The sequence below is a fragment of the Priestia aryabhattai B8W22 genome (genome assembly GCF_000956595.1).
Taxonomy (GTDB): domain Bacteria; phylum Bacillota; class Bacilli; order Bacillales; family Bacillaceae_H; genus Priestia; species Priestia aryabhattai.
The window spans coordinates 17009-41246 of record NZ_JYOO01000020.1; the positions used below are offsets into that span (position 1 = coordinate 17009).

The following is a 24238-nucleotide window of genomic DNA, read 5'->3' on the forward strand; positions in this document are numbered from 1 at the left end:
TAAGAATGACTAAAAACAATCAACGTTATAAGCAAAAAGATGCTCAGCTTCTTGGAGGGAATATTACTGATACTGAATTAGGACAAGAACTGGGGAGCATTCATCAAGCAATTTCGCAGCTAAGTCAAAATTTTTCTCAGTTGCAAAATTCTCAACAAGGTGCTCAAACAAGCCAAGCATCAAATCCATTAATGCAGCAGATGCAAATGTTTAGCTCTCAGGCTCAACAGCAGATGCAGCAAACAGACCAACAAGTTCAACAAAATATTCAACAAGCGATTCAATCTATGAACCAAGCTCTTCAAGGCATTCAAGCTAATCAAGTTATGCAGCAAATGAATCAAGCTATTCAGCAAGGTCAACAGCAACAAAATCAACAACAATCGTCGAACCAAAATCAACAAATTTAATAATGAATTACCTGCAAATTTGCAGGTAAAGGTGTAGTGATTTTTGTAAAATAGGGGTTTAAATTTACTTTTTGATTAGAACCCCTATTTTTTACAGGAATTGAGTATTTGGCCTGTAGGTTTTGATTGTAATCATGCTGGAAAGTAATAAAAAAAGACCTCATTATCATTGAAGTCTTTCTTCTCTTGAAAGATGAACGTTAGTATCTATTAAAGAGTTAGAATTGAAACAATTCCATAATTTTAAGTTTTCCGTAAATCCTGTTTTTATACGCTCTTGCTTTCATAGCTACTAGTAGAAGAAAAATGAGTTAACTTTCTTTGTTAATTACTATGTATGTTTCGAGAAGAATTGGAAAATTATAAAGAAGTACGTGTTATCTATTTTAAGGAGGGTTTTATATGACTCAAAATAATCAACAGCAAGATCAGCAACAAAAACAAAAAGAGGCTCAGTTACTTGGAACTAAAATTACAGATGTTGAGCTAGGCCAAGAATTGGGGAGCATTCGCCAAGAAATTTCGCAATTAAGCCAAAACTTGTCTCAGCTGCAAAACATTCAGCAAATGTCTCAGCAGGGATCACAACAGAATTCTCAAAGCAGCCAAGGCTCTAACTCTTTAATGCAGCAAATGCAATCATTTAGTTCTCAGGCTCAGCAGCAGATGCAGCAAACAGATCAACAAATTCAACAAAATATTCAACAAGCGATTCAATCTATGAATCAGGCTCTTCAAGGTATCCAAGCGAATCAAACTATGCAGAAGATGAATCAAGCTGTCCAACAAGCTCAACAACCGTTTGGATCACAAGGGTTTCAAGCATCGGGAAGCCAAAATCAACAAAACCAAAATCAACAAAACCAACATTCACATGAACAACAAAATCAAATTCAATTGTGATCTTAGAAAGCAAGCATTTGGAAATTTTTAATTAAAGGAATTTCATATACATTTTGCTCTTTTAATGTAGTCAACCTCCATGAAGCCAAAGGTCATGGGGGGTTCGTAATTCTCCGTATTCTTGATATCTTAGTATTTCATACACTGCATTTTTTATGCAGATGACTATTTCTTACTCCTTTTAAACTATATAGTCCATTGGGAAATAGCATTTATCAAGAACAGCTGCTGACTTTATTCAGTAGCTGTTCTTGTTTTTTATGTATACCGTCATATTGAAAGCTATCTTCTGTAATGAATTTTATCAGAATTAACACGTTAAAATACATATTATCTGGGCATATTGCAAATATCTAAGGTACTACATAATGTTGAAAGGAAAAACTAATGAAAGATAAAGAATCCATTTATGATACCTATTTTGAAAAGCAGAAAGAGCTGAATGATGAAAAACTTCATATTTGGTTAGACTACACATTATTTAGTTGGAGATGGTGGCTAGGAGTAGCACTTATACTGCTATTGATTGGGCTGTGGATAAAATTCAGAAAAAAAGAAAGCACGGATCGTTTATTATATACCGGTCTTTTTGTAGCTATCTTTTCTTCATTTCTTGATATGATTGGAGACTTTCTAGGGCTGTGGGATTACCGATATGAAGTATTTCCATTAACTTCTAACTACTTGCCGTGGGACTTGTTTTTATTACCTATTTCCATGGTGTTTTTTATACAAGTAAAGCCTAAAATTAACCCTGTAATCAAAGCACTGATTTATTCAGCAGTAGCTGCTTTTATTGGCCTTCCACTACTTCATTGGATTGGTATTTATAAACCGCTGCACTGGAGGTACATTTATTCCTTTCCTATTCTAATTGTTATTTACTTAACTGCATCTTACATAGCTTCTAGAAGAAAGTTTGAAAAACTATAGGTAGAAATAGTAAGACTAATGTTCAATAATTAGGGCAAGCTACTCAACATGCAATAGAGCATCAGCTAACGACTATTGTTAATTCTACTTATAAAGAAAGACTATCTCTTTGGAGTGGGAAGAGATGGTCTTTTTTTATTTTTGAAAATAAAGACATCTTAAAAACGGGGGATAGCATGTACTAATTTTATAATTCAAATTATTTTTTTTTAGTAATTAACGAAGTAGTCATTCCTCCTATAAAAATTGTTGAACATGAAAAAAGAAACGTTTTAGGTCCTAATAAAGGAAGAGCTGCTGTTATAATCAAACCGTCTATACTTAAAATAACCATCCCTATGTTCAAAGAAAAAGCTTTTGATAGTAGTTGAGCTAGTAAATCTGTTCCTCCAGTGCTTGTCTCATACCGAAGCATAAGACCAACCCCCGTCCCAATAAATATCCCTCCAAAGATTACACTAGGAAAGACAGAAAATTGGAACTGGTTTTTAATAGGTTCTAGCCAATCAATCAATAAAGAAGAAATAATTAGCCCATAAAAACTATTATAAAAATAATGACGCTCATAAATCCAAGCAAACCAGCATAGTGGGAGACCTAAAATAATTATCGTTACACCTGTAGGGAATTCAAAATAATAATGAAGGATGAGAGCAATTCCAATTGTTCCTCCATCTAATAAATAATGAGGAACTAAAAATCCATTAATTCCTATACTTAATAATAAGCTTCCTACAAAAACAATCAGTATTTTTTGGAAAATAATAATCACCTTTTTAGTCAATTTATCTCTTACTATATTTATATGTTTTTACTACCTCTTATGAATTTTTTTTCTTTTTATGTAAATGAATAAAGATTTATCTCTTGAGCAAACTACGAAAGGCACCGTGAGAGCATCATAAAATAGCTCTCCACTCCTTAGGATGAAATAAAAAGCCACTAATTAGAGGAGAAATCCCTAATTAGTGGCTTTTTATTTTTAAACTGTTTAGACCTTTACTGATTGTTTTAAACGTAGATAATTTACGAAGTGATAAAGTTCATACAACTTTTTGGCTGTAAAGTTTAAGTGAGGGATTCGGAGAAAGAAAAGTAAGTTTCATAAGTCAGTGTTATCAACTTGTTTTATTTCTTTCAACGAAGAAAAATTTCTAGGGAGTCAGAGACCCAGTCTAGTACGTCCCCATAGATACAACCAAGATGTTCAAATACCTTCTTTCTTGATTTCAGTAAATTGGCTATTTTTATATCACAACTGTTGGGAAATTGGAAAACTTAATGTATTAGACGAAAAATCTATTGCTCTACTATTGCCACTTAATTACCAATCAAAAAAAGCTTTCAATGAAATCATTGTAGCGGCGTAGACAAGAGATGAGATTAAGAAGGTTGGCAAGTGCGCGTGTTTTTCAAAAGGTAGTTCTTTACTGATAACGTTAAATAACATTGCACCTGAACTAAATGCAATCATCGACTCAATAAGCAGGCCGGATGAGGGCCCGAAGACGCCCATGATTGATCCAAGAAAAGTTGCCCCGGCAAGCATATAGCGACCTCTGTTTTTGTGCAAACGATGATGTTTTTTTCCTAGATGGTAGGACCACCCAATAAAGTGAAGGCTGATCGCCAATCCATAGAATAGTGATTCAACTCGCTTGACATCGGTTGAGAACACAACATAAGAAATGATAAAAGAATAAACCATAAAAAAACTCGCCTGTACCATATAAACGGTCAGTTCCGTTAGGTGTGAGGCTGCCTTTGTCTGAGCGAATGAATAAACGGAAAAATAGACGAGTAAGCCGAGAAGGCCAAGAAAATATAGTTCAGTATCAAGGGCCAGCGATCCTCCAAACTCTTCTTGTTTTTTATGAAGCGTCGGTAAGATATAAATAAACACATAAGCAATAGCAACACCACCTGATAATGAGAGCAGCTTTTGCTCCCCGATTGGAGAACGTTCGACAATCGTTAATGCGTATAGTTGAATGAGGATAAATACAATGCCTATTATAATTGATTCAATTGTAACCATGATTGTCTCCTTTTAAGGTTGAATTTTAGAGTTTAGTTCCCTTTAAAAGAAAAAGAGAAACCATACTTTGGATGGATACTTCTTAAAAAGGCACATTCATTAAGGGGATATCGTACCTTAATTATTTTCTGGAAATGTATTATCTCCATACTAAATGAGATGAAAAAGGTTATAAAAACTCTATTTAAGATTTAAATAAACGAAGCAAGCTCCTAATGATAGGAAGTTTGCTTTTCTGTTTCTTTAAATATTCCTGCGGGCCAACTAACACTCTTTTTCCAAAAGTTTTGGATTTATTTACATGCATGATACGAATCTAGCAATTTTATCTGTTTTACTAGACACTCCATATTGATTATCCTATTTTTCTTAGTTATAATATTGTTGTTACATTTGTAATAATAATGTAATATTATTGTAACTTATATACAGTTTTATAGTGTTATATAAGTTGGTTGCTAATTTGAAAACTAAAAAAGTTGTTTATGGATAAACTCTTAGGTGTTGTGGTAACAGCCATAAGGGTAAAAGCTTGAATAAAAAGGTGAGGAAAATGTTGAAAAAAATATTTATTTTAGTTGTTTTAGGATATATATTCTTGAGCAGTAAGTACTTTCTTCAAAATTATGTGTATGCGGGCGCATATGAGCAACATATAACGGTTCAAGAGGACTTGCTGTCTAGTCTTCTTTCAGAAAAAGCTGTTTTTTAACGGTTTTTATGAAGTTACGTAAGAGAAAAAGAGAGAATTCTGTATGAAGAATCAAGCGATAAATAAGTTGATGTTTCTCGTTCTAATAAGTTTATACATTGTTTGGACGAAAACGAAATAGAGAAAAAATATTTGATTGAGAAAAGGACGCTGAGGGAGTAAGAATAAAATGAAGAACTATCTAGATGTGGAAGAAGGAAAAAATGGCTGGAAGCGTTATTTAAGCACCACGATACTAGCTTCTGCGTTCATGGTACTAGGGTCAATTATTTATATTATAGCTGACATGGTTATGGTGGCAACAGATGAAAGTGGAAAGTCATACTTTGATTTCGATAGTGGAGTTGCTGTAGGAATCAATGCTAATCTTGATTTTCTATTATCACATATTGTGTACATATGTTGGATTTTTGGTTTGTGGATTGGAATTCGTTTTATTCATAAAAGAAAAATGAAATCATTAATCACTGCTAACAAACGTGTGAATTGGAAGAAAGTAATATGGTCTTTTGGAGCTTTTAGTTTTTTACTAATCGTTTCACAATTAATTGATGTCGTGTTTAACCACTCGGATTATTCATGGAATCATGTAAGTTTAAAAGAGTATGCCCTGTTAGTACTGATCACGCTTTTACTAGTGCCTATTCAAACAACAACGGAGGAACTGTTCTTTAGGGGGCTTCTTCTCCAATGGGTGAGCAAGAAAGTGAAACGCCCTATTTTACTTGCGATTATCGTTGGATTAATGTTTTCTATAGGACATTTTGCTAATCCTGAAATGAATAAATCCATTATATTGGTAGGACTAGATTATATTGTAGCTGGTTTTGCTCTTACATATATCGCGATTAAAACAAAAAGCTTAGAAATTACGATTGGAGCACATGCAGCCAATAATATGTTTATAGCTCTGTTCCTTACAACGGACGATTCTGTTTTCGGATCTATACCAAGTTTGTTTAAGGTAGCTAATACCGAACCAGGCCCTAATCTCATTTGGTCGATTATCACCTTTAGTGTTTTCTATATCTTATGTAGAGGGAAGATAAAAAAGGAAGAAGCAGCTAACAAAGATCAGCTTATTGCTTAAATTAGCGGAACCAATAACTAAATAAGATGGGAGATGTAACATAGTGAGTGGAAATCACGATGAAAAGAAACCGTTGACTCGTGCAGAAATGAAGCGAGGCCACTTAGCTACTCAACATCGTATTTTAAATGTACTTATCGTTCTTGCATCAATTGCTGCAGTGTATCTAGCTATCAAAACAATACTTTAAAAGAGCAACCGTTATGGTTGCTTTTTTTATTCCTACAGTACCTTAACTAAGAATGTATACAAATTAAGATATAAAATATAGAAAAAATGTTATTATATAGATATTATTTTTAAAATAAAATGATGTATGGGGGATATCAGCTAATATGTTTTTTTCATTATAGGATTTATAGCCGTCTTTATCACTTTATGTTCGTTAGAAGCTAAGCTAAGAACGATAGTGAAACAAAATGATAGATTAATTAAATTACTTGAAAAAAAGAACAGATACTAATAGAAAATCATCTGATAGTATATTTGGGTGCTTTTTTACCGTGTAGGAGGATTTAAATTGAAAAGGAAGTTTTTGTTTTTAGGACTTATATCTATTTTTTTATTAGTATTAGGTAGCTGTGGTAGCAAAGAAGAAAATGTGCGTTTCGAAGGTGAAGGAGATCATTGGAAAGCTTTATATCTTTTAAATAAAGGCGAGAATACTGAAAATGGGCAAGGCAGTATCATCTATAAAGGAAAAGATAAGGAGAAATTAGGAAAAGTTTCTTACGTTGTTGAAGGGGAAATAAGCAAATTATCAGGTGCGGATGACGAGACAGAAGGGAAAATTAATTTAAATGGGAGCTGCAGTGGATGTGCGACTCAAAGCAGCAACGCTCCTTTTCATGTGACAATAAAATGGAATGGTAAAGAAGATAAATTTGATTTAACACCAAAGTAGAACGATAAAACGTTGTATGTATGTGAAACTACAAATCTGGCTACATTAATAACGTATTTTCCCTATTCTAATAAAGTTAAAAATCCTTTGCCTACATCAGGGAAAGATTGTTTTTTATAAATCTTGCTTTTATTGGTTGTTTATCTAAATAAAGGGGAATTACATATAGTAAGAGCACACAAAGGGGATAAATATTAGTGACAAATTATAGGTACTATACGGGATCCCTGTTCGTCAGGGAATTAGAACGTTTAAAAGAAGAATATATTAAACTTGATCTCGACGATATGAAAAGAATGGTTGAAGAAGATATTTTACTGTTAGAAAAAGCGGTGAATATGCTGTCTATGAATACCATTTCTTAAATTAAGCAACTTACTCAAGATGCAATAAAGCATTATCTAATGACTACTTTTAATTCAATTTAAAAAAAAGCTACCTCTTTTGACTGGGAGAGGTGGTCTTTTTCAATTTCCAGACTGGATAGAGCATACTAAGTAGAAAAAAGCGTTTGAAAGCATTTTATAACATTTCCTAGTTTCTAAGAAATGTTGCCCAAACAAAAAAGGACATTTCTTCTATGCCCTGTTCCCTCGTATCAGCCCCGCCTACGCTAAATACTATGACAGCCACTCATGCCATCCAACCTATACTTAGTATAAACGAAAGCGTTTACAAAGTAAAGATATTAATGAAATATTCTGTCTATTATTTTTATTATATTAAACTTGTCTATTTTGAATAATTTCAAATATGATAGGCGAAATTTTTAATGTCTAGAGATTAACTCACTCATTAATCTGTTTAAAGCAATGTGTAATATATCATGTTCTGTATACTCTTGTTCAAAGGCTAGACTTCTTTTTTCTTTTTTTCTTTAACAACTTTCTAATTTCATCACATAAGTAAATTTGAGAATCCAAAAGCTTTATTTCTTTTATATCTTTTGTTTGTTTAGACATGAAATCAACTCCTTTATCACTCTTTAAGAAACTATTCTATCTTAAAAAGTAAAAATCCTTCTTCTATTACATCGGATTAACGTAATAGGCTTTATCAGAAGGAACAACCTTAGATTAGAGAAAAATTGATTCTGTTTTTTGAGAAACAATGTGTCAACAATGCTACAAAAGGATTCTTTTTCTGTTTAAATATTTCTTAAGGTGCAAATCCTTAAAAAACAACTTCCTTTAATTATAATTAATGGTAAAATAATCAATAAAAAAGGAGATTAAAATGTATTCACCATAGGAAGCCTTATTGGCTAGTTCTCTTTATTTTGTATTCATTATTCTATCTTTTATAATTAGTTTCTTTGTTGGAAGGATACTTATCATAAAATCTCATAGATCAGTAGGGGAAGTTCAGGCAACCTCTCTTTTTATTCATTTCGTTTTGTTTTGTTTGGAACCAACTTTAGATATTGACGGTGGTGGAGACACTCGGTGTCTATTCTTAACATCTTTGAATTTTTAGCCACTACTTTCATAAGCGTTCTTATCTTTATAATCAGCGATATTTATGGAATCAAGTATGGAGTGGATTATAGCTTGTGGTTAACTTTTTTAGAAGGAGTAGATAAATAAATGAGTACAAAAAGAATACACCTTACGCCTTTTGAAACAACTCACATTCAATACTTACATAAATGGTTAAATGATGAACGTGCAATACAAATGATAGGCAGGACACCTTTAACTTATGAAGAGGTAGTACAAGAAGTAGAAAAGAAAAGAATGAACAACGATTTAATTTTGGGAATTGAAAGCGATGAAAAAGAAGTAGTTGGATGGGTATTTCTGAAGGATATAGACTATGCACATGGAAGAGGTAGTATAGGGATTCTTTTATCTTCAGAATCTAGGGGGCACGGGTATGGTCGAATGGCTATGGAGCAAATGATTGATCTAGGGTTTAAACAGCTTCGTCTAAATAAAATCTATTTAACAACAAGAGGAATAAACGAACAGGCGATTGAATTATATAAAAAAATTGGTTTTGTTACCGAAGGGAAATTAAGAAATCATGCCTATGTGGAGGGGAAGTACGTAGATACATATTTTATGGGTATACTGGCTTCAGAATGGAACAAGTAAACTTACTTTTTTAGCATAAAAAGCTAAATTTATCGGCTGTCCTGAAATAAAAAAACTAGTACTTCTTAAGATAAGTATTTAATTTTAGACAATGGGAGGAGTATAAATGAAATTCTATAACTATTATTGTTCTACTCAAATTGAGGTAGGGATGGGGAAAGCTAGAGAATTACCAGAAATGCTAACATCTTTAAAAATTGGTTCATCAATTTTAGTCGTGAGTGATCCAGGTGTGGTTCATGCGGGACTAGTTTCACCTATTAAAGCTGCGCTGGAGAATTCCGGTTACCGAGTGCTTTTATTCGACTCGATTGAACAAAACCCTCGAGATACAAATTGTTTAGCAGGTGCTAAATTATTTCGTGAATTTGGTGCAGATGTAGTTGTTGCCGTTGGCGGCGGAAGTGCAATGGATACAGGAAAAGCTATTGCACTGTGCGGTCCAAACGGCGGGGAACCATCTGACTATGCAGACGGCCGACTCCTATATACAAACATTGCACCAGTTATTTGTATCCCGACTACTTCAGGTACGGGCTCAGAAGTTACTCGTTCTGCCGTTATTACGGAAGCATCTACACACCGAAAGATGACCCTCAAACATAGTACATTAAGACCTGTTTTGGCGATTCTTGATCCTGAACTAACATTAAGTCTTCCGCCTTCTGTTACTGCTGCTACTGGTATTGATGCACTCGTTCATGCGATTGAAGGTTATACGTGCAAAGTAACAAATCCTATTTCGCAAGCACTTGGGGCTCAAGCAATGAGAACCATTGTTTCGGCATTGCCTATCGTTTTCCTCGATGGTAAAAATGAAACCGCTCGTCAAGATATGCTGGAAGGAAGTCTCTTAGCTGGCCTTTGTTTTGGATCTGCAGATGTTGCTTCAGTACACTGCTTAGCAGAAGCGCTTGGAGGACTTTATGATACCCCGCATGGAGTTGCCAACGCAGTATTTTTACCATATGTATTAAGGTTCAATTCCATGGAGAACAAGCAGCTGCATGCTACATTAGCAAGGTATATGAACTTTGCTAAGGATTCAGATTCTGATGAAATAGCTGTTGAAAAATTAATTCAAGGGATTATAGAATTAACAGAATCATTAAACATTCCTAAATTGAAAGATTTAGAGGGTGTAAAGAAAGAAGACTTTCCGCGCATTGTAAGGTTGGCCATGCAAAACAACTCAACATCAAGTAACGTCCGTTTAATTACGGAGGCTGATTATATGCAAATTCTTGAACAAGCTTACTTTGACCGTGTAGATAGAAATTGGGATTCTGGAGTAGAGAGCTTGAATTAAAAGATAAAGATTAAATACTGGCTTCCAATTGTCAGGCTGTGTCTAACGATTGGAAGCCAATTTATAAACAGTATCTTCATGGCATTGTTTCTACTCTCTGAAAAGAATCAATATCACAGTTAAGAAAGCAGACCTTAGCCTGCTTTTCTATGTGTAAGCCATATATTTATATTTCACATAACGTTATTTATCAGCACAGAAAAGACCTTCTAACAAAAGAAGGTCTTTTTGTTTAACCAAAGAAATGAAAATAATATTCTTTTTTCATTTCTTTCACTTCTTTATGTGTTAATCAGCAAAAGTACTCCAGAAATCAGGATAATAATACATACTAACTTTTTAATAAGTGTACGTGGCAGATGCTCAAACCATCGAAGTCCTAATTTAGTCCCAATCAATATAACAAATAGGCTAGGTAGTAAATAGAGCCAAAAAGAAGGATTATAATCTCCGTTTATTCCATGCAAAGTTAAAGTAAAACCGTTTGTAATAATAAAAGAAGCTTGGAGATTTGCATTGTATTCATTTTTTTCTTTATAACGCATTAGAAAATAAAAAGTAAAAAATGGTCCCCCAACCGCAAATACTCCTCCAATAAAACCACCTATTAAACCGATAAATACGGTGAAAGGAACTTTTTTATAAAGAGGTGATCAAGTTGTTTTCTCTTTTGTAGTTAGCAGATAAATAACCATTGCAATAAGAATGAAACCAAGTATTTTTTTACCCAGTCCATATCTCCATATGTATTTAGAAAATAAAATGAACATACACGACCAGTCAAAGCTCCTATTAAAATAATAGTTATGTTTCTCCAATTAATTAATTTAAAAAAACGAAATAAAATCGTAAGCGAAATCACAACGGTCAAAGCTAAAACCAATAGTGTACTGTCTTTTAAAGTCAGAAAAAGAGGCAAAAAACCCATTGAGAATAATCCAAAACCGAATCCACTTGCTCCTTGAATAAAGCTTCCTATGAATAAAATAGACCAAATAAGAATTAATTCTTCTAACATATCTATGCTTTCCCCTTATTGGTTAATCATTGAGATATACTAATTTTATTCTTTAGAACATCAAGTAATGTTTCTTATTTATTTCTGGCAAAAGGTTCTTATTTGTATACTGTTTTTCTAAATGTATATGATCTGTCAACCTAGTCAATATAATCATTTTTTCCTAAATGCTTACATCTGCACGGAATGAACATTTATCAACAAAGCTAAATTTAATTTCCTCAGATTTACAAGGAATAGTTCCAACGCTAGGTAGAAGAGGGGTTAATACATATTAGTTTTATTTCCTGGGCAAACTATCCAAGATGGATAAATCATCACTTTATGAATACCCTTCAAAAAACAGAAAAATCACTGATTAAGCCCAGTGGTTTTTCTGTTTTAAAGGTGTATATCTTATCCACCTTTACTTATCATAATGTGATTTACAGGTACAAATAAATCGTTCATAACTTTAAAAAAGTAATAAATATTGATTTGGAATATATATTAAATGAAGAAAAGGCATAAGAAAGTATAAACAAAAATAACATTTATATCTAGGTTGTTAAAAAAACTTATTCTTAATGAGCATTGTTTAGTTAAAAGGAGGGATTTTATATGGGTAATAATCAATCAAATGATTTAGAACAGGTATTAGAGAACAATCCAGCTGAAGCCGAATTAGATAAATCTGAGAAAGAGTTTACAATAAAGCCTTCTGATCCTTATCCGCACAAGTATTATACCGGAGACATTTCTATGGCTTCTAATACTGTGCCACGAAACGAGAAAGAATAGAAAAGTTTCTTTTGATATCCTGAACCATCTTAGTTATGATAACAAAGATTATATACATTTTTTTCTTATAGAAATATCTTACTCCATAGAGGATAATATCTTATAAGGTATTTCTCACTCCATATATTAAGCCCTTGAAATTTATTTCGAGGGCTTTTTTGCTGCATCTTCATCATTATAGGTTAGAAATATGAATAAAGTTCTTCTTTTATTAAGGGATATCCTGAATCGCCAATTTCAATTTATGCAACAGGAATATAATACAGCTGTAGAATGTTTCAAAACAGGACAAAACCCTTCAACACCTACACAGAGTTATAAAAAGAATCAAGGCAATGACTTTGTATATGGACTTAAGCCTTCTCAGTCTAAGAAATCATTCCAATCTGCGTCAGAAATGACAGATGAGTGTATTTCTAGCCTTATGCTCGGTGCTGTAAAAGCATCGGTACCTATGAAACCGATGGCGGCTCTTGAAACAACCACTCCTGTTGTAAGCCGTGTGTTAGCTGATGCTGTTCCAAATTGCATTGAGATGGCGTATGAAATTTCTCTCTATCAAAACAAACACCATTATTACCAAGTATCACAGCTTGCTCAACAAGATATGAAGAAAATGGTAAATGCATTTGAACCTGCTCAAGGTAAACCGCAAATGCCAAATAATAATACCACTCATTAATATAAAAGAAGTAATTATAACGTAAGAGTGATTCATTTTATAGTGCTGGAAACTTGATATTTCGAATCTTCACCGAATGAAGAAGAAGTAATAGTGCTCAAGCATTTCAAAGCTATCCTTTTTGTAAAATAATCAAAAGGATAGCTTTTCTTATAAAATCAGATATATTTCTCCGTTTAAATCGTTCACAAATATAAAGAGTAAAATTGGCACCTATTTATAATGAGATGACGTAGGGTCACACGATGGTTTTGCAGTATTCGTTGATTGCGCTAACTTAGTTAAATAGTAGCATTCTTCCCTCATCATATGATCGGCCATTAAAGCAGAAAATGTACTAAGCATTTCGTTTGATAGTTCTAATTCTTCGATCTCATGAAGAAATACTTGAAATAACTCTATTTCTAACTTAACGTCTTTGTTCATTTTCTTTAATGCTGGAAAGGATTCAAGGTTCGTTCTTAAATAACCAGTTAATTCTACGGCCTTCAGATAAAAATGTTCAAAATGGGTGGAAAATTGCATACTCTTTTGTTTTAGTTGCTTTTCTACTGCATCAAGACTATCGGAAATAGCTCCAGCATGTCCCGCAGCATCTAATATCCATAATAAATGATGGTGAAGCTCGTGAAAGATGGGTGGAATTTGTTGTTGTCCTAAGTAGCTAAGAATTAATAAATACTCATCCAGCTCATTGACCATATGGTTTAGAAAAGTAGGTGTAAGGTGAATCGTAAAGTCAGTTGTTAAGTGCTTTCTTAATAAGGAAAGTTTAAATTCTTTGAGTGCTATTGTTTGAGCTTTGGCTTTCATTGTAATGCTTTCCAGGTTGTTATGCTCTGCTTTAACTTCTTCTAACAAACTATTAAAAGTTTGGATGAAAGTTTTAGCCATCTGTATTTCTTCTTGCTCTTTTTCAGCCAAGGCATCTAAGATAAATTGGGAATGGTCTTTCAAAATTTGAATCCAAAATGTATGTTCAAAAATTGCATTTTGAGTAAAGCTACTATTCATTGTTTTCCTCCTTTAATAAGATCGTCACTGTCCATACATATTAAAGAAAACCTATTTATATTAATATATAAGAGAAAATCTAGCACATTTAAGGTGAATGTTTTATCAAAACCAAAATACATTTTATAAAAAACAGTTATATTTCATTTTTTATTTCCGATTATAAGAGTAAAGTAGAAAAAGATTCTCTCATCCTCATTGCTTCAAGTGGACAATACGCTAAAGGAAAAGCCTACTGATTCATTCCGTATCAGTAGGCTTTCTAATTTATAATCATTTAAGCAAACTAGATCACCACTATAACTACCTTTCAACAAACAGAAGAACCGCTGATTAAGCTCAGTAGTTTTTTCTGTTTGTTATGTATTTTATAATAGTTAAAAAACACTTATAGAAAGGGTTTTTTGCTTTGGTTTATAAATGAGATCTATTTAAAACAAATCCTGTAATTAACTCATTAAACTGAGTCCACTGTTTGGTAGGCAGTTGGTGACCTTGATCGGGTAAAACAAAGAATTCAGCATGCTTACACTTATTTTTATACTCTTTCATATAGTGAGCAGTCCAATCCTTTTTTCCACCATATATAAACAATAAAGGCATCGTTAAGCGATGAAGCTTGTCTACACAGTTATAGTGTAATGAGTGATTATAATACTGATACCAGGATTCCTGGTCTGATTTCCTCATGTAACTAACTAGATTCTTTCTTAATGTTTTGTCTCGAGTATGACTTATAGCAAGGCTTGTTATTAGTATATTCCGATGTTCTTTTACCATATACATTCCTGTTTTATGTAATAGCCGTCCAGGTACATCTCTTACTATAGGATAAGCTCCTGAAAGTATTAATAATTCAATTCGATGGCCATAATGAATAGCTAGCTCTTGAGCAATTAGACAACCAGCAGAGTAACCACATATAATCACCTTGTCTAGATGCAGCGAATCCATAAAACGTACTAACTCGTTTGCATAAAAAGAAATTGATACAGGCTGTTTAGGTTTTGAGCTTCTTCCATGACCACTTAAATCTGGAAAGATGACTCTCATATGTTTGGATAACTCGTTTTGATATTGAAATACTTTATATCCAAGTCCAGGGGGATGAATAAAGATGACAGGGGCGCCTTGTCCATACTCTTCATAATACAGATAGTGATTAGTGTTTGTTTCAATAAAAGTCATTATTTTTCACTCCAAAAAAATGTATGAAATATATCATATAAAGAGAAAAACTTCCCCAGTCTGCCTAAGGGAAGCTCTTTTCATAGGTTGCTTATAGTACACAATGAGAAATTGAGAGTGAACACCTCTCCATTTATTCAATAGTTTGATCAAGTTTCCGTGCTTTATTCATTGTTAAGTGTATTTGTTGTCTTATTTCTAATAATTGTGAGTATCCTGACTAAATTTATATATTATATACAGTTTAAAAATAGAAAAAGACCATCTCCTTCCAGTCAATAAAAGAAGAACTAGAGAAAAGAAGCCTTGAATTAACCGCGACCACTCTAGTAGGAGAGCTTACTTCATCTAGTAAAACAGAGGAGCTCATTGCTTTACTAGATGATATGTCTGAACTTCAGCTTCGGTTTGAAAGCGCTAAATATGTCGTTTTAATTGATGATTGTTATACGGATCTTTTTTCTGGCGAATTGATTAGACTTCAGTTCTTAAATGAGGTAGAATCGAGCAAATTTATAAAAAATATTATAAAGATACGTGACCATGTCAGAACAAACTACAGTCTAGGGGTAGTTTTCCATCCAAATGCCCAAAGTCATGTAGAAACAGAAGAACAAATTGAAAAGCTGTTAAATGATACCGATATTAACCTTTGTTTAGACACAGGCCATCATGCATATGCAGATGGAGATCCAGTTGCTTTTATGCACAAACATTATTAGCCAATCCCTTACCTTACCTTACCTTACCTTACCTTACCTTACCTTACCTTACCTTACCTTCACCTGAAAAGCTGTGATTTAAAAGTAAGAGAAAAAATGAAAAGGGAAGGCTGGTCGTTTGCTAAAGCGATAAGCGAGGATGTTATGTGTGAACCTGAACTGGGTGTAGTTGATATGAAGGCTTCTATGAAGGTATTGGAAGATATCAGCTTTGATAAATAAAACAGAAGCATTTATCACCGCAAACTCAATGACTAGGTCAATGAGTTTGCGGCTTTTTTAGTTACTATATCTCTTATTATATTATTGGAAATAAAAAAGCCCTACTTTGACTGAGGACTTTTTTTAGGTTTATACTTTTTACTCGTTTCCTTCATGCTTAAAACCACACCCAAAAGGACAATGACTCCGCCAATAAATTGGTTTATGCCAACTACTTCATTAAGCAGCAGAACAGAAAATAATACACCAAAAATAGGAACAAGATTCATTAAAGTCATGGCAGAACTAGAAGATAATTTGCGTAATCCAAAATTATATAATAAAAAAGCGATAACCGAACAGAAAACGCCTAGATACAATAGGGTTAGAAATGATCTTATATCTGGTGTTTGCCAACTTGACTTCTCTATAAGGGCTAATGGAATAAACGTAATGGCTCCCGCCAAAGTTTGATAAAAAGAGATAGTAATCATGGAATATTTTTTGACAACTTTACGAGTTGTGAAGTTATAGAGAGCAAAAATAAAACCTGCCACAATTAATATAATATTGCCAATCAATTGTTTATCATCTGTCTGAGTTTCAGGACTATAGGATATTTGATATACACCTATCATCGCTACTCCAATTCCTATGGCCTTTACCCATGATGTCTTTTTTCTAAAAAAGAGAAATTCCATTAAAACCGTTATAGCAGGGTACGACGCTACAATAATAGCGGCATTCGATGCTGTTGTTAGTTCAACTCCTATGTTCTCCAGAGAAAAATAAAGGGTAGTACCTAGTACACCACTTATAGACATTAACCCTATATCTTTGAATGAAGGCTTTATTTTATCTTTCCTGATTAAGAGAATAAATCCTAAAATAACAGCAGCTATAACAAAACGAGCCGCTCCTAGTGTAAGGGGTGGAAAAGAGGTATAGGCTATCTTTGTCCCAACAAACGATGTACTCCATAAAAGGACGGCTATTACGGAAGCACTTATGTATAAACCATTTCCTCTTCTAACCTTTCTTGTTGTTAAGCTTTCTTGATGTTTCGCTATCATTGTATCCATTATTACACCTCCAAGCAGTATTAAAAAATATATAGTAGCTACTTTTGTAGCGTCTAAAATTAAATTATAATTTTTAATCCAAACTGTCAAGGGTACTAATGGTATACTTAGTTTAAAATTATTGACTCTATCCGGGTATTATCAAGGAGGACCAATCATGACACTAGATATAATAAAAATTTTGAAAGATGTAAATTTTACTGAATATGAGGCAAAAGCATATTTAGCTTTACTAGAAAAATCTCCTCTTTCAGGGTATGCTATTTCATTAAATTCTGGAGTGCCCAGATCTAAAATTTATGAAGTATTAGGGGGACTAGTGGATCGGGGAGAAGTCATGATCAGTCATGAAAATCCCGCTCTATATACACCGTTACCTCCTAATGAATTAATCAACTTGAAAAAACGTAAAGCTGAATCCTCGTTTGAAGTAGCTGAAGAAGCTCTTGAAAATTATTCTTATGTATCTTTAAATAGAGAAAACATCTGGAACATTACAGGTTATGAGCCTATACTAAATCGTACAAAGGAAGCTATAAAAGAAGCTACAGGGCGTATTTTATTGGAAATATGGGCAGAAGATGCCCAGGAACTAAAAGAAGAATTACAAGCAGCAGCCAAAAGAGGTGTAGAAATTTTAATTGTGTCCTATGGAGATTTAGTATTTGATTTTGCGCAGGTTCATCAGCATGATGCAAGCGAAGAAATAACCAATGAATATGGGGGACGATGGATTGTTCTAAGTGCTGATGATCGAGAAGTAGTTGCAGGTATATTATCACTTGGTAAGGACAGCCGTGCTGCCTGGACGATGCATCCGGGATTAGTTATGCCAATTACAGAAGTTATCATTCACGACTTGTATATCTATGAAATGATGAAAAAACATCGAGGAATCCTAGAGTCAAGCTTTGGTCCGAACCTTATTGAACTTCGTAATCGATTTAAATTTAACTCATCAGGTTATAGTGTAGCAGCAAAATTAGGTTTGATTAAATAGCCAGTATTAATGCATATATATGCTCATAATAAAGTTACTTATTATAGTCACCGTTATTGCTAGCTGTAACATGTTTTACGCAAACTAACTTCGTATAGGGGATGTCTTCATGGTTAATAAGGACATTTATTTCCTGAGACCTTGAAGATGACCATAATAACTTATGTTAGACGGTGAAATGAACTCTGTCTTGATATTATCAAATCAAAAACGTAATTCTTAATAAAGTGGAAAATGATAGTGGTAATCTTATAAGGAGATTAGATGATGAGAGATCATGATGATCAAACGAGCGAGGGATTAAATCAAATATCTGAAATCATTCTTAAAAGAACTGATTAAGTAAAAGAATTCTTGGAGAAGTAATATTTTTCCAAGTATTCTTTTTTAGATTATGAGGTTTTTATAGATCGTTGATATGACTACATTCTTTGGATAGCTGAAAGGAAAGAGCATGTATAAAAAAGCCCGCATTCTATATTAACAATCCACCTGTCCTGCAAACAATAGGTGGCATTTTAATAATTACTTTAACATCTTATAATTTGATTTAAATACATTGTCCGTAAACGTATAAGAAAGGGCAGCATTCTATTGAGGAAAGTGTCCTTAATGCAAGATAACGTGTGTGAAAATTAATTGTAGCATGATGTTTCTTTGAAAAAGTTGAAACGATAAATACAAAAAGACTTGCTCAAGGTAAAAAGCAAGTTAAAAGAAAGATAATCACGTGGTAATTCCATTATAATCCCCAAATAGTGAGCGTATATTAAAATATAGTTAAAATCAAATTAATTCATAAAAAAGATCAATTGGTTTTTTTTAATTGGTGGCAATTACATAACGTAAACACTAGCCACCTGAAAGGAGTTAGCTAAAAAATTCTATTACTGCTTTCATAAGAATTATACCTTAAAACAAAAAGCACCCGTGGAGGCGAGCGTTTTTATAAACTTAACGTGTTAAAGGAGAAGCGATTCGTCAGCAAAGGGAGGAGGCTGAGTAGTTACAGGACATGCTCGTTTTGTTGTAGTTATACGTATTTAAAGTAATTCAACAAACATCCATTATCAGAGTACTATTTCGTTAATTGATTATACATTTCTTCTAGCTCTGAAAAAGAGATATCTTTAGATGCATAACCTACAGCAGCATCCACAATTCTATCAAAACCTTCAGGTGAGATACTTTCTGCTTTGAGGTATCGCTCATACTGCTCTAGTTGCTTTTGCTGGTTTTCTAAATCCCTCTCTTTCCCTTCGTAATCAGGAGCTTTCATGGTTTCAATATTTTTTTTAACAACATCAACATACTGTCTTAATTCTTCCACGCTTATCATTCTCCTTACATTTTTGAAGTAACACATAGGGCAAAAATATGAAACATCGGGGAAGGTAAAGTGGCACTCTTCCTTTATAAATATTGGATTAACCCTTCAAAATTATACATTTAAAAAGACGAAAACACCCATAGAGGGTGCTTTTCGAAAAAACTCTTTATTGAAAGGAGAGACCATTCACCCACAAAGGGAACGGCGGATTGCTTATAGTATGTGTTATTTTCTTAAATTTATATGTGAAATAGGAAAGGCGGTTGAGCAAAAACTTATTAAACAAAATAACAGTATGAAGAAACGTGCTCTTTCACATAGAAATTGATATAAGATGATACGAGATTTTATATAAAATACTTTCTTGTATGACGCTTTTTAATTTAGCTGCAATCCATCACTTCTAGAGAGTAACCAGGGCAGGATTGGCTATTGGTTCGTTTTTGTCACATTAAATATTAAACAATGATAGGTTACTTTTATTCCGTTCTCATTACGATAATCGGTTTCATATAGATTGATTAATTCACGAAAAAATGAAGGGCGTTGACAGTAGCTTTCCTCGTTACTGTTACTTGCTCCAATTTTTTTTATTGATGTAAAAAATGCCTGAACGGTCGGAAAGTATTGAACCTCTAGTTTCTCCATTTTTGATAGTTTAAATGGATGCTCTCTCAATGGAACTAATGCTTGTTCACAAATTTGAGACAACTCTTCAAGAGAAAAAAACGATTGGCCAGGTGAACTGTTACTGAAAAGACCAAGCTTTTGTTTCGCATGACTGTAGCATGAATGAAGCTCTTGAAATGTACGATTACCAAAGGTTGAAAATAGCAGGCTGCCTGCAGGCTTAAGTTGTTTATACAATTTTTTTATTGTCGTATGAAGACTATTAAACCACTGAAATGTTGCATTCGAAATAATAAGGTCATAATGTCTTTCTATCCTTAGTTCCTCGATATCTCCGCATATGAAAGAAACTCGATCTTCCGTTACTTTTTTCTTTGCTAACTCAATCATTCCTGATGACAAATCAACTGCTGTAATAGCAGCCTTAGGAAAGTTTTTGCACAATAATTGTGTTAAATAACCCGTGCCGCAGCCAATTTCAAGAATCGTTATTTCCTGGTTGAAGAAATTAGTGGAAAGCTGATCTATTAACTGGTTTGCCATGCTTTTTTGTACATCGGCATAAGCATCATAAGTTTTAGCGTGATTATTGAACCTTTTCTTTAAAAGTTGCTTATTAATCATAAATGAGCTCCTTTTCGAGAAATTTCTCTATAAGCTGCGTGCACTGCTGAGGCTTCGTAAAAAAAGGAATATGGCCAGCTTTTTCTAGGATACACAGCTGCGCTTTTCCACCAATCCTTTCAGCTATGAAGGAAGAAGACTCAGGTAAACATATTTGATCATCTCTTCCATGAATCAACAAACAAGGAGTTTGAATTTGATTGAGTTGCATTCTAACATCTTGTTGGAGTAAATAATTCAGCCCTGTAAGGAGGGAATGCGTACTGTCTCCTTGATAATTACGCTGAGCAAATTCCATAAATTGCTGATGAAATTTCTCTTCTTTTTCAGATTTAGTGAACATAGCGTTATAAAATGCAGTAAGTGTTTTTTCTTTATTACGCTGTAGTTGTTTCTTCATACGTTCAACGATGCGTTGCTCCCATCCAAATGTATTATGCACGTCGTTTGTAAAGCGACTAGTTCCGCCAATTAATATGAGTCCTTCTATCTTGTTAGGGTATAAACTTGCAAGTTCAAGCGTTACAAGGGAACCTAATGACCAACCCATTAAATAAACAGTACCTTGAGTGGAAGTAAGCAATTGCATTGCTCGTTCTCTAAAGTCACTTAGTTCTTTTACACCTCTCCAGTCTGTACACAAAACGTTACATATAGTTGACAATGATTTTATGAGTGGGTGAAACGCTGCTTTTTCCATTCCCCATCCGGGAAATATTATAATAGTGGATGGTTTCATTGAATCACACTCATTTCTTTTCCAATTAGAGAAACTTTTTTTATGGCCCACTCTAAATCTTCTCGAGTATGATCTGCTGTTACAGTAAAACGAATTCTTGCTTTGTTTTCAGGAACAGTAGGGGGCCTAACTGCAATAGCAGCAATTCCTTCTTTCTGTAAACGCGCTGCAAACTGCATGGTTCTTTTGTTTTCTCCCGTCAAGATTGGAATAATTTGAGACTGACTTTTGCATGTGTTGAATCCTTCATATGTAAGTGCTCTTCTGAAAAATAGTGCATGTTGTTGAAGAAGTGTGCGACGCTCTGTGTCTTGTTGTACCTTTTCAATTGCAGCCGTTATTGCACCGAGTATAGCAGGGGGAAGAGCGGTTGAATAAATGAATCCTCGCATTCTATTTTTAAGATAATCTATCAGCCACTGTTTTCCGGTAACATAAGCTCCAAATGAGCCTAGTGCTTTACTAAACGTTCCCATTTGAATATCAATTTTATCTTGCAGATCAAGAAAATGCGCATATCCTTCACCATTTTTTCCGTATACACCGCTTGCATGAGCTTCATCAATCATTAGTAGTGCGTTATATTGCTCTTTTAACTTAACAAGCTCCTTGAGCTTGGCAAAGTCACCATCCATACTGAAAATAGTATCTGTTACAATTAACTTCCGTGACTCTAAGGGAACTTTTTTTAATAAATTTTCTAGGTGGTTCATATCGTTATGGCGATAGCGTTGCAGCTTTGCACGGCTTAGCAGGGCCCCATCAATGATACTTGCATGATTTAACTTATCGTTGAAGATGAAGCCATTACGCGGAACCAAGGCTGAGATGATTCCTAGGTTTGCATTATAACCACTATTGATAATAAGTCCTGCCTCAGCTTTCTTCCAATTAACAAGTGCTTTTTCTGCTTTTTCATAAAGAGAGTGATTTCCTACTATTAAGCGTGAAGCTGTTGCTCCTATTCCATACGTCATCACAGCATCACTCATTGTTTTCTTCAGCCCATTATCTCCTGCGTAGCCTAAATAGTTATTAGAGGCAAGGTTCAACATCCTTTGTCCATTGACTGTAAGCCATGGTTGTTCAGCAAATTCTGTAGTAACGAGGCGCCGTTTTTGAAAAATTTCATCTAAATAGGCAAGTTCTCTCTTAATATCTTCTTCCCAATCCAATACACTTTCACCACCGAAAATAAAATATGTTAACTTTATTATTTATATAGTTAACAATTATATCTAATCATGCCTTTAAAACAGTGTCAAGATAAAATAATTTAAAGAAGAGATACTAGATAATTGTCTCTACATAGCCTGCTTCAGTTCATTTTTTTAATCTCATGAGTAGACATGCAGCCTTATTTCGTTACTTAAATAAAACCTTAAGAATCCATACTTTGTTCACTACTCGTATTTATTAATTAACTTCTTTTCTTAATGAAAAAGCTGCCAAATAGGCAGCTAATAATACAGCTTTAATTTTCATTTAAGGTTTTGCGTTGCCCGGAGGCTTGTTAGTTGGAAAAATTGCTTTTTCCACATCTTCTGCTGCGATTACTGGATCTACCGTATTGCTATTTGGTTTGCCTTTTTGACTATTGCCTTTATCGCGTTTCTGACTCATTTTTAAATCTCCTTTCAAAGTTAGTTACATTGTTAAGATGAGTTAATAGAGCGGAGCTTATTCAAGCCATCGTCTTTTTTTAAATAACATTCTAGGACTTAAAAGTTCTTTTATCGAGACTTATCAGACAATATGCTTCCTTAGATAGTTAGGTCGGGAATTTGTTTTCTTTAGCCGAATATATATTAGATAATTAAAACAAAGTAAGGTGGATTAGACATGGATAAAAGGGTCATTTTTGACTTTGAAGTCGATTTTACTAATGGCGGTGGAATACAAGGGCAGGAATTTCGTCTTGATATTGATGGTGATGATATCTCTGATGAAGAATTGACTAAATATATTGTAAAAGATATGAGGCTGCTAATGGTGGGTGAGGTAAGGATACTGAACAAGAGAATTATTAGCGAAAAACATAAACGAAAACCTGCTGATGAAGATAGTGAAAAATAAAAAAACTTATTTATTTTTTGTTTTAACTACACAGGCATAATAGAAAAAAGAAGTTACCAAAAGGCGACTTCTTTTTTATTTAACCTTGTTTTCACTCTTTTTAAGCCTTAAGGCATATGATTCGTTAGCTTACTAAGGTAGCTGCATAGTATCTAAAAAATCATAATTCCACTTAGCAATCAGTATCTATTTCATTAATGTTTTTCTTTAATATACGCCCGTTTATAGACATTTTGTTTTGTTTTTTTATCTTAGACTGCAAAATTTATAAGGACGAATTCTTTGATAGAGAGTAACACTTTTCATAAACAATCTGAAACCCGTACAGCACAAACGTTTTTATTAAAAAAACAAGGGATAACTGAAATCTAGTCAACCGGGCTAAAGAGACATATCCTATTTTTTTTAACCATTTTAATCCGAAGTAAGTAAAAAAGGAATCAATAAGTATGTTTACTAAAAGATATAAGTTGAACTTTCCGTAAGTATATTTTAATATCCACAAAGATCCAACGAAAAAAGGACCAAATATCAATGGTAATTCTGCTAGAACATTCGGCTTGATTGAGTAAGGAAACCACCACCATTTTTTCTTCTCTGCAAACCTGCCTTCTGCAATAAGATACAAACTCATAAAAATGCTTCCTGGAAGGAATCTTTTCAGAGTCTTTCCTCCAATAAACGGAACACTAAACCAAGGTAAAATCGTCATTAAAATAAGTAGTAATTTATCATTTTTCTTCAAGTGATAGTCTCC

General features: G+C 33.6%; 27 protein-coding genes and 1 pseudogene. 15 read left to right on the forward strand and 13 right to left on the reverse strand.

Annotated features, from left to right (window positions below; all coding sequences use genetic code 11):
• Positions 1 to 5: 5 nt before the first annotated feature.
• The 3 genes from N178_RS16055 (at position 6) to N178_RS16065 (ending at position 2246) form a co-directional block, all read left to right on the forward strand.
• Positions 6 to 410, forward strand: a complete 405-nt coding sequence (locus N178_RS16055) for a hypothetical protein (RefSeq protein ID WP_045293449.1) — start codon at positions 6 to 8, stop codon at positions 408 to 410.
• 402 nt (positions 411 to 812) lie between these two features.
• Positions 813 to 1313, forward strand: coding sequence for a hypothetical protein (locus N178_RS16060; RefSeq protein WP_045293451.1), 501 nt, complete (start codon positions 813 to 815; stop codon positions 1311 to 1313).
• Positions 1314 to 1700: 387 nt separating this feature from the next.
• The gene (locus N178_RS16065) at positions 1701 to 2246 is read left to right on the forward strand and encodes a CBO0543 family protein (protein WP_045293453.1); all 546 of its coding nucleotides are present in this window, start codon (positions 1701 to 1703) and stop codon (positions 2244 to 2246) included.
• A 199-nt stretch (positions 2247 to 2445) separates the two neighbouring features.
• On the opposite strand, the gene N178_RS16070 is transcribed toward N178_RS16065, so the two are convergent.
• Together N178_RS16070 and N178_RS16075 are read right to left on the reverse strand one after the other, a co-directional pair.
• Complete coding sequence (locus N178_RS16070; protein ID WP_080890204.1) at positions 2446 to 3030, reverse strand: YitT family protein; 585 nt, start codon at positions 3028 to 3030, stop codon at positions 2446 to 2448.
• A gap of 540 nt (positions 3031 to 3570) precedes the next feature.
• Positions 3571 to 4284 carry a hypothetical protein gene (locus N178_RS16075; RefSeq protein ID WP_045293454.1) on the reverse strand — a complete coding sequence of 238 codons (714 nt, stop codon included), beginning with the start codon at positions 4282 to 4284 and terminating at the stop codon, positions 3571 to 3573.
• Positions 4285 to 4837: 553 nt separating this feature from the next.
• On the opposite strand from N178_RS16075, the gene N178_RS27100 reads away from it, so the two are divergent.
• The 7 genes from N178_RS27100 to N178_RS16100 all read left to right on the forward strand — a co-directional run bounded on the left by N178_RS27100 (position 4838) and on the right by N178_RS16100 (position 10395).
• On the forward strand, positions 4838 to 4996 hold the full coding sequence (locus tag N178_RS27100) for a hypothetical protein (protein ID WP_169746676.1): 159 nt from the start codon (positions 4838 to 4840) through the stop codon (positions 4994 to 4996).
• A 169-nt stretch (positions 4997 to 5165) separates the two neighbouring features.
• A complete protein-coding gene (locus tag N178_RS16080) occupies positions 5166 to 6086 on the forward strand; it encodes a CPBP family intramembrane glutamic endopeptidase (RefSeq protein WP_045293456.1) in 921 nt (306 codons plus the stop codon).
• A 43-nt stretch (positions 6087 to 6129) separates the two neighbouring features.
• On the forward strand, positions 6130 to 6276 hold the full coding sequence (locus N178_RS27105) for a hypothetical protein (protein WP_165351634.1): 147 nt from the start codon (positions 6130 to 6132) through the stop codon (positions 6274 to 6276).
• Positions 6277 to 6606: 330 nt separating this feature from the next.
• Positions 6607 to 6990: a hypothetical protein gene (locus tag N178_RS16085; protein ID WP_045293457.1), complete on the forward strand. Its 384-nt coding sequence runs from the start codon at positions 6607 to 6609 to the stop codon at positions 6988 to 6990.
• Positions 6991 to 7187: 197 nt separating this feature from the next.
• Positions 7188 to 7355 (forward strand): hypothetical protein, encoded by a 168-nt coding sequence (locus N178_RS27110; RefSeq protein ID WP_169746677.1) that lies wholly within the window; start codon positions 7188 to 7190, stop codon positions 7353 to 7355.
• 1221 nt (positions 7356 to 8576) lie between these two features.
• The gene (locus N178_RS16095) at positions 8577 to 9086 is read left to right on the forward strand and encodes a GNAT family N-acetyltransferase (RefSeq protein ID WP_045293458.1); all 510 of its coding nucleotides are present in this window, start codon (positions 8577 to 8579) and stop codon (positions 9084 to 9086) included.
• A 106-nt stretch (positions 9087 to 9192) separates the two neighbouring features.
• Positions 9193 to 10395, forward strand: a complete 1203-nt coding sequence (locus N178_RS16100) for an iron-containing alcohol dehydrogenase (protein WP_045293460.1) — start codon at positions 9193 to 9195, stop codon at positions 10393 to 10395.
• A 281-nt stretch (positions 10396 to 10676) separates the two neighbouring features.
• Here N178_RS16100 and N178_RS27860 read toward each other — a convergent pair whose 3' ends face one another.
• Together N178_RS27860 and N178_RS27865 are read right to left on the reverse strand one after the other, a co-directional pair.
• Positions 10677 to 11012 carry a sulfite exporter TauE/SafE family protein gene (locus tag N178_RS27860; protein WP_337588887.1) on the reverse strand — a complete coding sequence of 112 codons (336 nt, stop codon included), beginning with the start codon at positions 11010 to 11012 and terminating at the stop codon, positions 10677 to 10679.
• Positions 11013 to 11071: 59 nt separating this feature from the next.
• Positions 11072 to 11413, reverse strand: a complete 342-nt coding sequence (locus tag N178_RS27865) for a TSUP family transporter (protein ID WP_272946337.1) — start codon at positions 11411 to 11413, stop codon at positions 11072 to 11074.
• 600 nt (positions 11414 to 12013) lie between these two features.
• On the opposite strand from N178_RS27865, the gene N178_RS16110 reads away from it, so the two are divergent.
• Together N178_RS16110 and N178_RS16115 are read left to right on the forward strand one after the other, a co-directional pair.
• A complete protein-coding gene (locus tag N178_RS16110) occupies positions 12014 to 12193 on the forward strand; it encodes a hypothetical protein (RefSeq protein WP_045293462.1) in 180 nt (59 codons plus the stop codon).
• A gap of 211 nt (positions 12194 to 12404) precedes the next feature.
• A pseudogene (locus N178_RS16115) lies at positions 12405 to 12875 on the forward strand (spore coat protein); the annotation flags it as partial.
• A gap of 213 nt (positions 12876 to 13088) precedes the next feature.
• Here N178_RS16115 and N178_RS16120 read toward each other — a convergent pair.
• Positions 13089 to 13889: a DUF2935 domain-containing protein gene (locus N178_RS16120; RefSeq protein ID WP_045293464.1), complete on the reverse strand. Its 801-nt coding sequence runs from the start codon at positions 13887 to 13889 to the stop codon at positions 13089 to 13091.
• Positions 13890 to 14303: 414 nt separating this feature from the next.
• Positions 14304 to 15077, reverse strand: a complete 774-nt coding sequence (locus N178_RS16125; protein WP_045293465.1) for an alpha/beta fold hydrolase — start codon at positions 15075 to 15077, stop codon at positions 14304 to 14306.
• A gap of 386 nt (positions 15078 to 15463) precedes the next feature.
• On the opposite strand from N178_RS16125, the gene N178_RS25530 reads away from it, so the two are divergent.
• The gene (locus tag N178_RS25530; RefSeq protein ID WP_052942409.1) at positions 15464 to 15799 is read left to right on the forward strand and encodes a hypothetical protein; all 336 of its coding nucleotides are present in this window, start codon (positions 15464 to 15466) and stop codon (positions 15797 to 15799) included.
• A 323-nt stretch (positions 15800 to 16122) separates the two neighbouring features.
• Here the strand turns inward: N178_RS25530 and N178_RS16135 are convergent, their stop codons facing one another.
• On the reverse strand, positions 16123 to 17082 hold the full coding sequence (locus N178_RS16135; protein ID WP_045293467.1) for a DMT family transporter: 960 nt from the start codon (positions 17080 to 17082) through the stop codon (positions 16123 to 16125).
• Between the two features lie 157 nt (positions 17083 to 17239).
• Between N178_RS16135 and N178_RS16140 the strand changes: the two genes are divergently transcribed.
• Positions 17240 to 18082, forward strand: coding sequence for a TrmB family transcriptional regulator (locus tag N178_RS16140; protein WP_045293469.1), 843 nt, complete (start codon positions 17240 to 17242; stop codon positions 18080 to 18082).
• A gap of 1078 nt (positions 18083 to 19160) precedes the next feature.
• On the opposite strand, the gene N178_RS16145 is transcribed toward N178_RS16140, so the two are convergent.
• The 5 genes from N178_RS16145 to N178_RS27115 all read right to left on the reverse strand — a co-directional run bounded on the left by N178_RS16145 (position 19161) and on the right by N178_RS27115 (position 23028).
• Positions 19161 to 19412, reverse strand: a complete 252-nt coding sequence (locus N178_RS16145) for a YnfE family protein (RefSeq protein ID WP_045293471.1) — start codon at positions 19410 to 19412, stop codon at positions 19161 to 19163.
• Between the two features lie 429 nt (positions 19413 to 19841).
• Positions 19842 to 20666, reverse strand: coding sequence for a malonyl-ACP O-methyltransferase BioC (bioC, locus tag N178_RS16150; RefSeq protein ID WP_045293472.1), 825 nt, complete (start codon positions 20664 to 20666; stop codon positions 19842 to 19844).
• A complete protein-coding gene (locus N178_RS16155; RefSeq protein WP_045293473.1) occupies positions 20659 to 21405 on the reverse strand; it encodes an alpha/beta fold hydrolase in 747 nt (248 codons plus the stop codon). Before N178_RS16155 ends, bioC begins: the two co-directional genes overlap by 8 nt.
• Positions 21402 to 22580 carry an 8-amino-7-oxononanoate synthase gene (gene bioF / locus N178_RS16160; protein WP_045293474.1) on the reverse strand — a complete coding sequence of 393 codons (1179 nt, stop codon included), beginning with the start codon at positions 22578 to 22580 and terminating at the stop codon, positions 21402 to 21404. Before bioF ends, N178_RS16155 begins: the two co-directional genes overlap by 4 nt.
• Positions 22581 to 22890: 310 nt before the next feature.
• The gene (locus tag N178_RS27115; RefSeq protein WP_165351633.1) at positions 22891 to 23028 is read right to left on the reverse strand and encodes a hypothetical protein; all 138 of its coding nucleotides are present in this window, start codon (positions 23026 to 23028) and stop codon (positions 22891 to 22893) included.
• Positions 23029 to 23247: 219 nt separating this feature from the next.
• Between N178_RS27115 and N178_RS16165 the strand changes: the two genes are divergently transcribed.
• Positions 23248 to 23481 (forward strand): hypothetical protein, encoded by a 234-nt coding sequence (locus N178_RS16165; protein WP_045293476.1) that lies wholly within the window; start codon positions 23248 to 23250, stop codon positions 23479 to 23481.
• Positions 23482 to 23746: 265 nt separating this feature from the next.
• Here N178_RS16165 and N178_RS16170 read toward each other — a convergent pair whose 3' ends face one another.
• Entirely contained in the window at positions 23747 to 24226 is a 480-nt protein-coding gene (locus N178_RS16170; RefSeq protein WP_045293478.1) for a hypothetical protein, read from the reverse strand.
• Between the last annotated feature and the right edge of the window lie 12 nt (positions 24227 to 24238).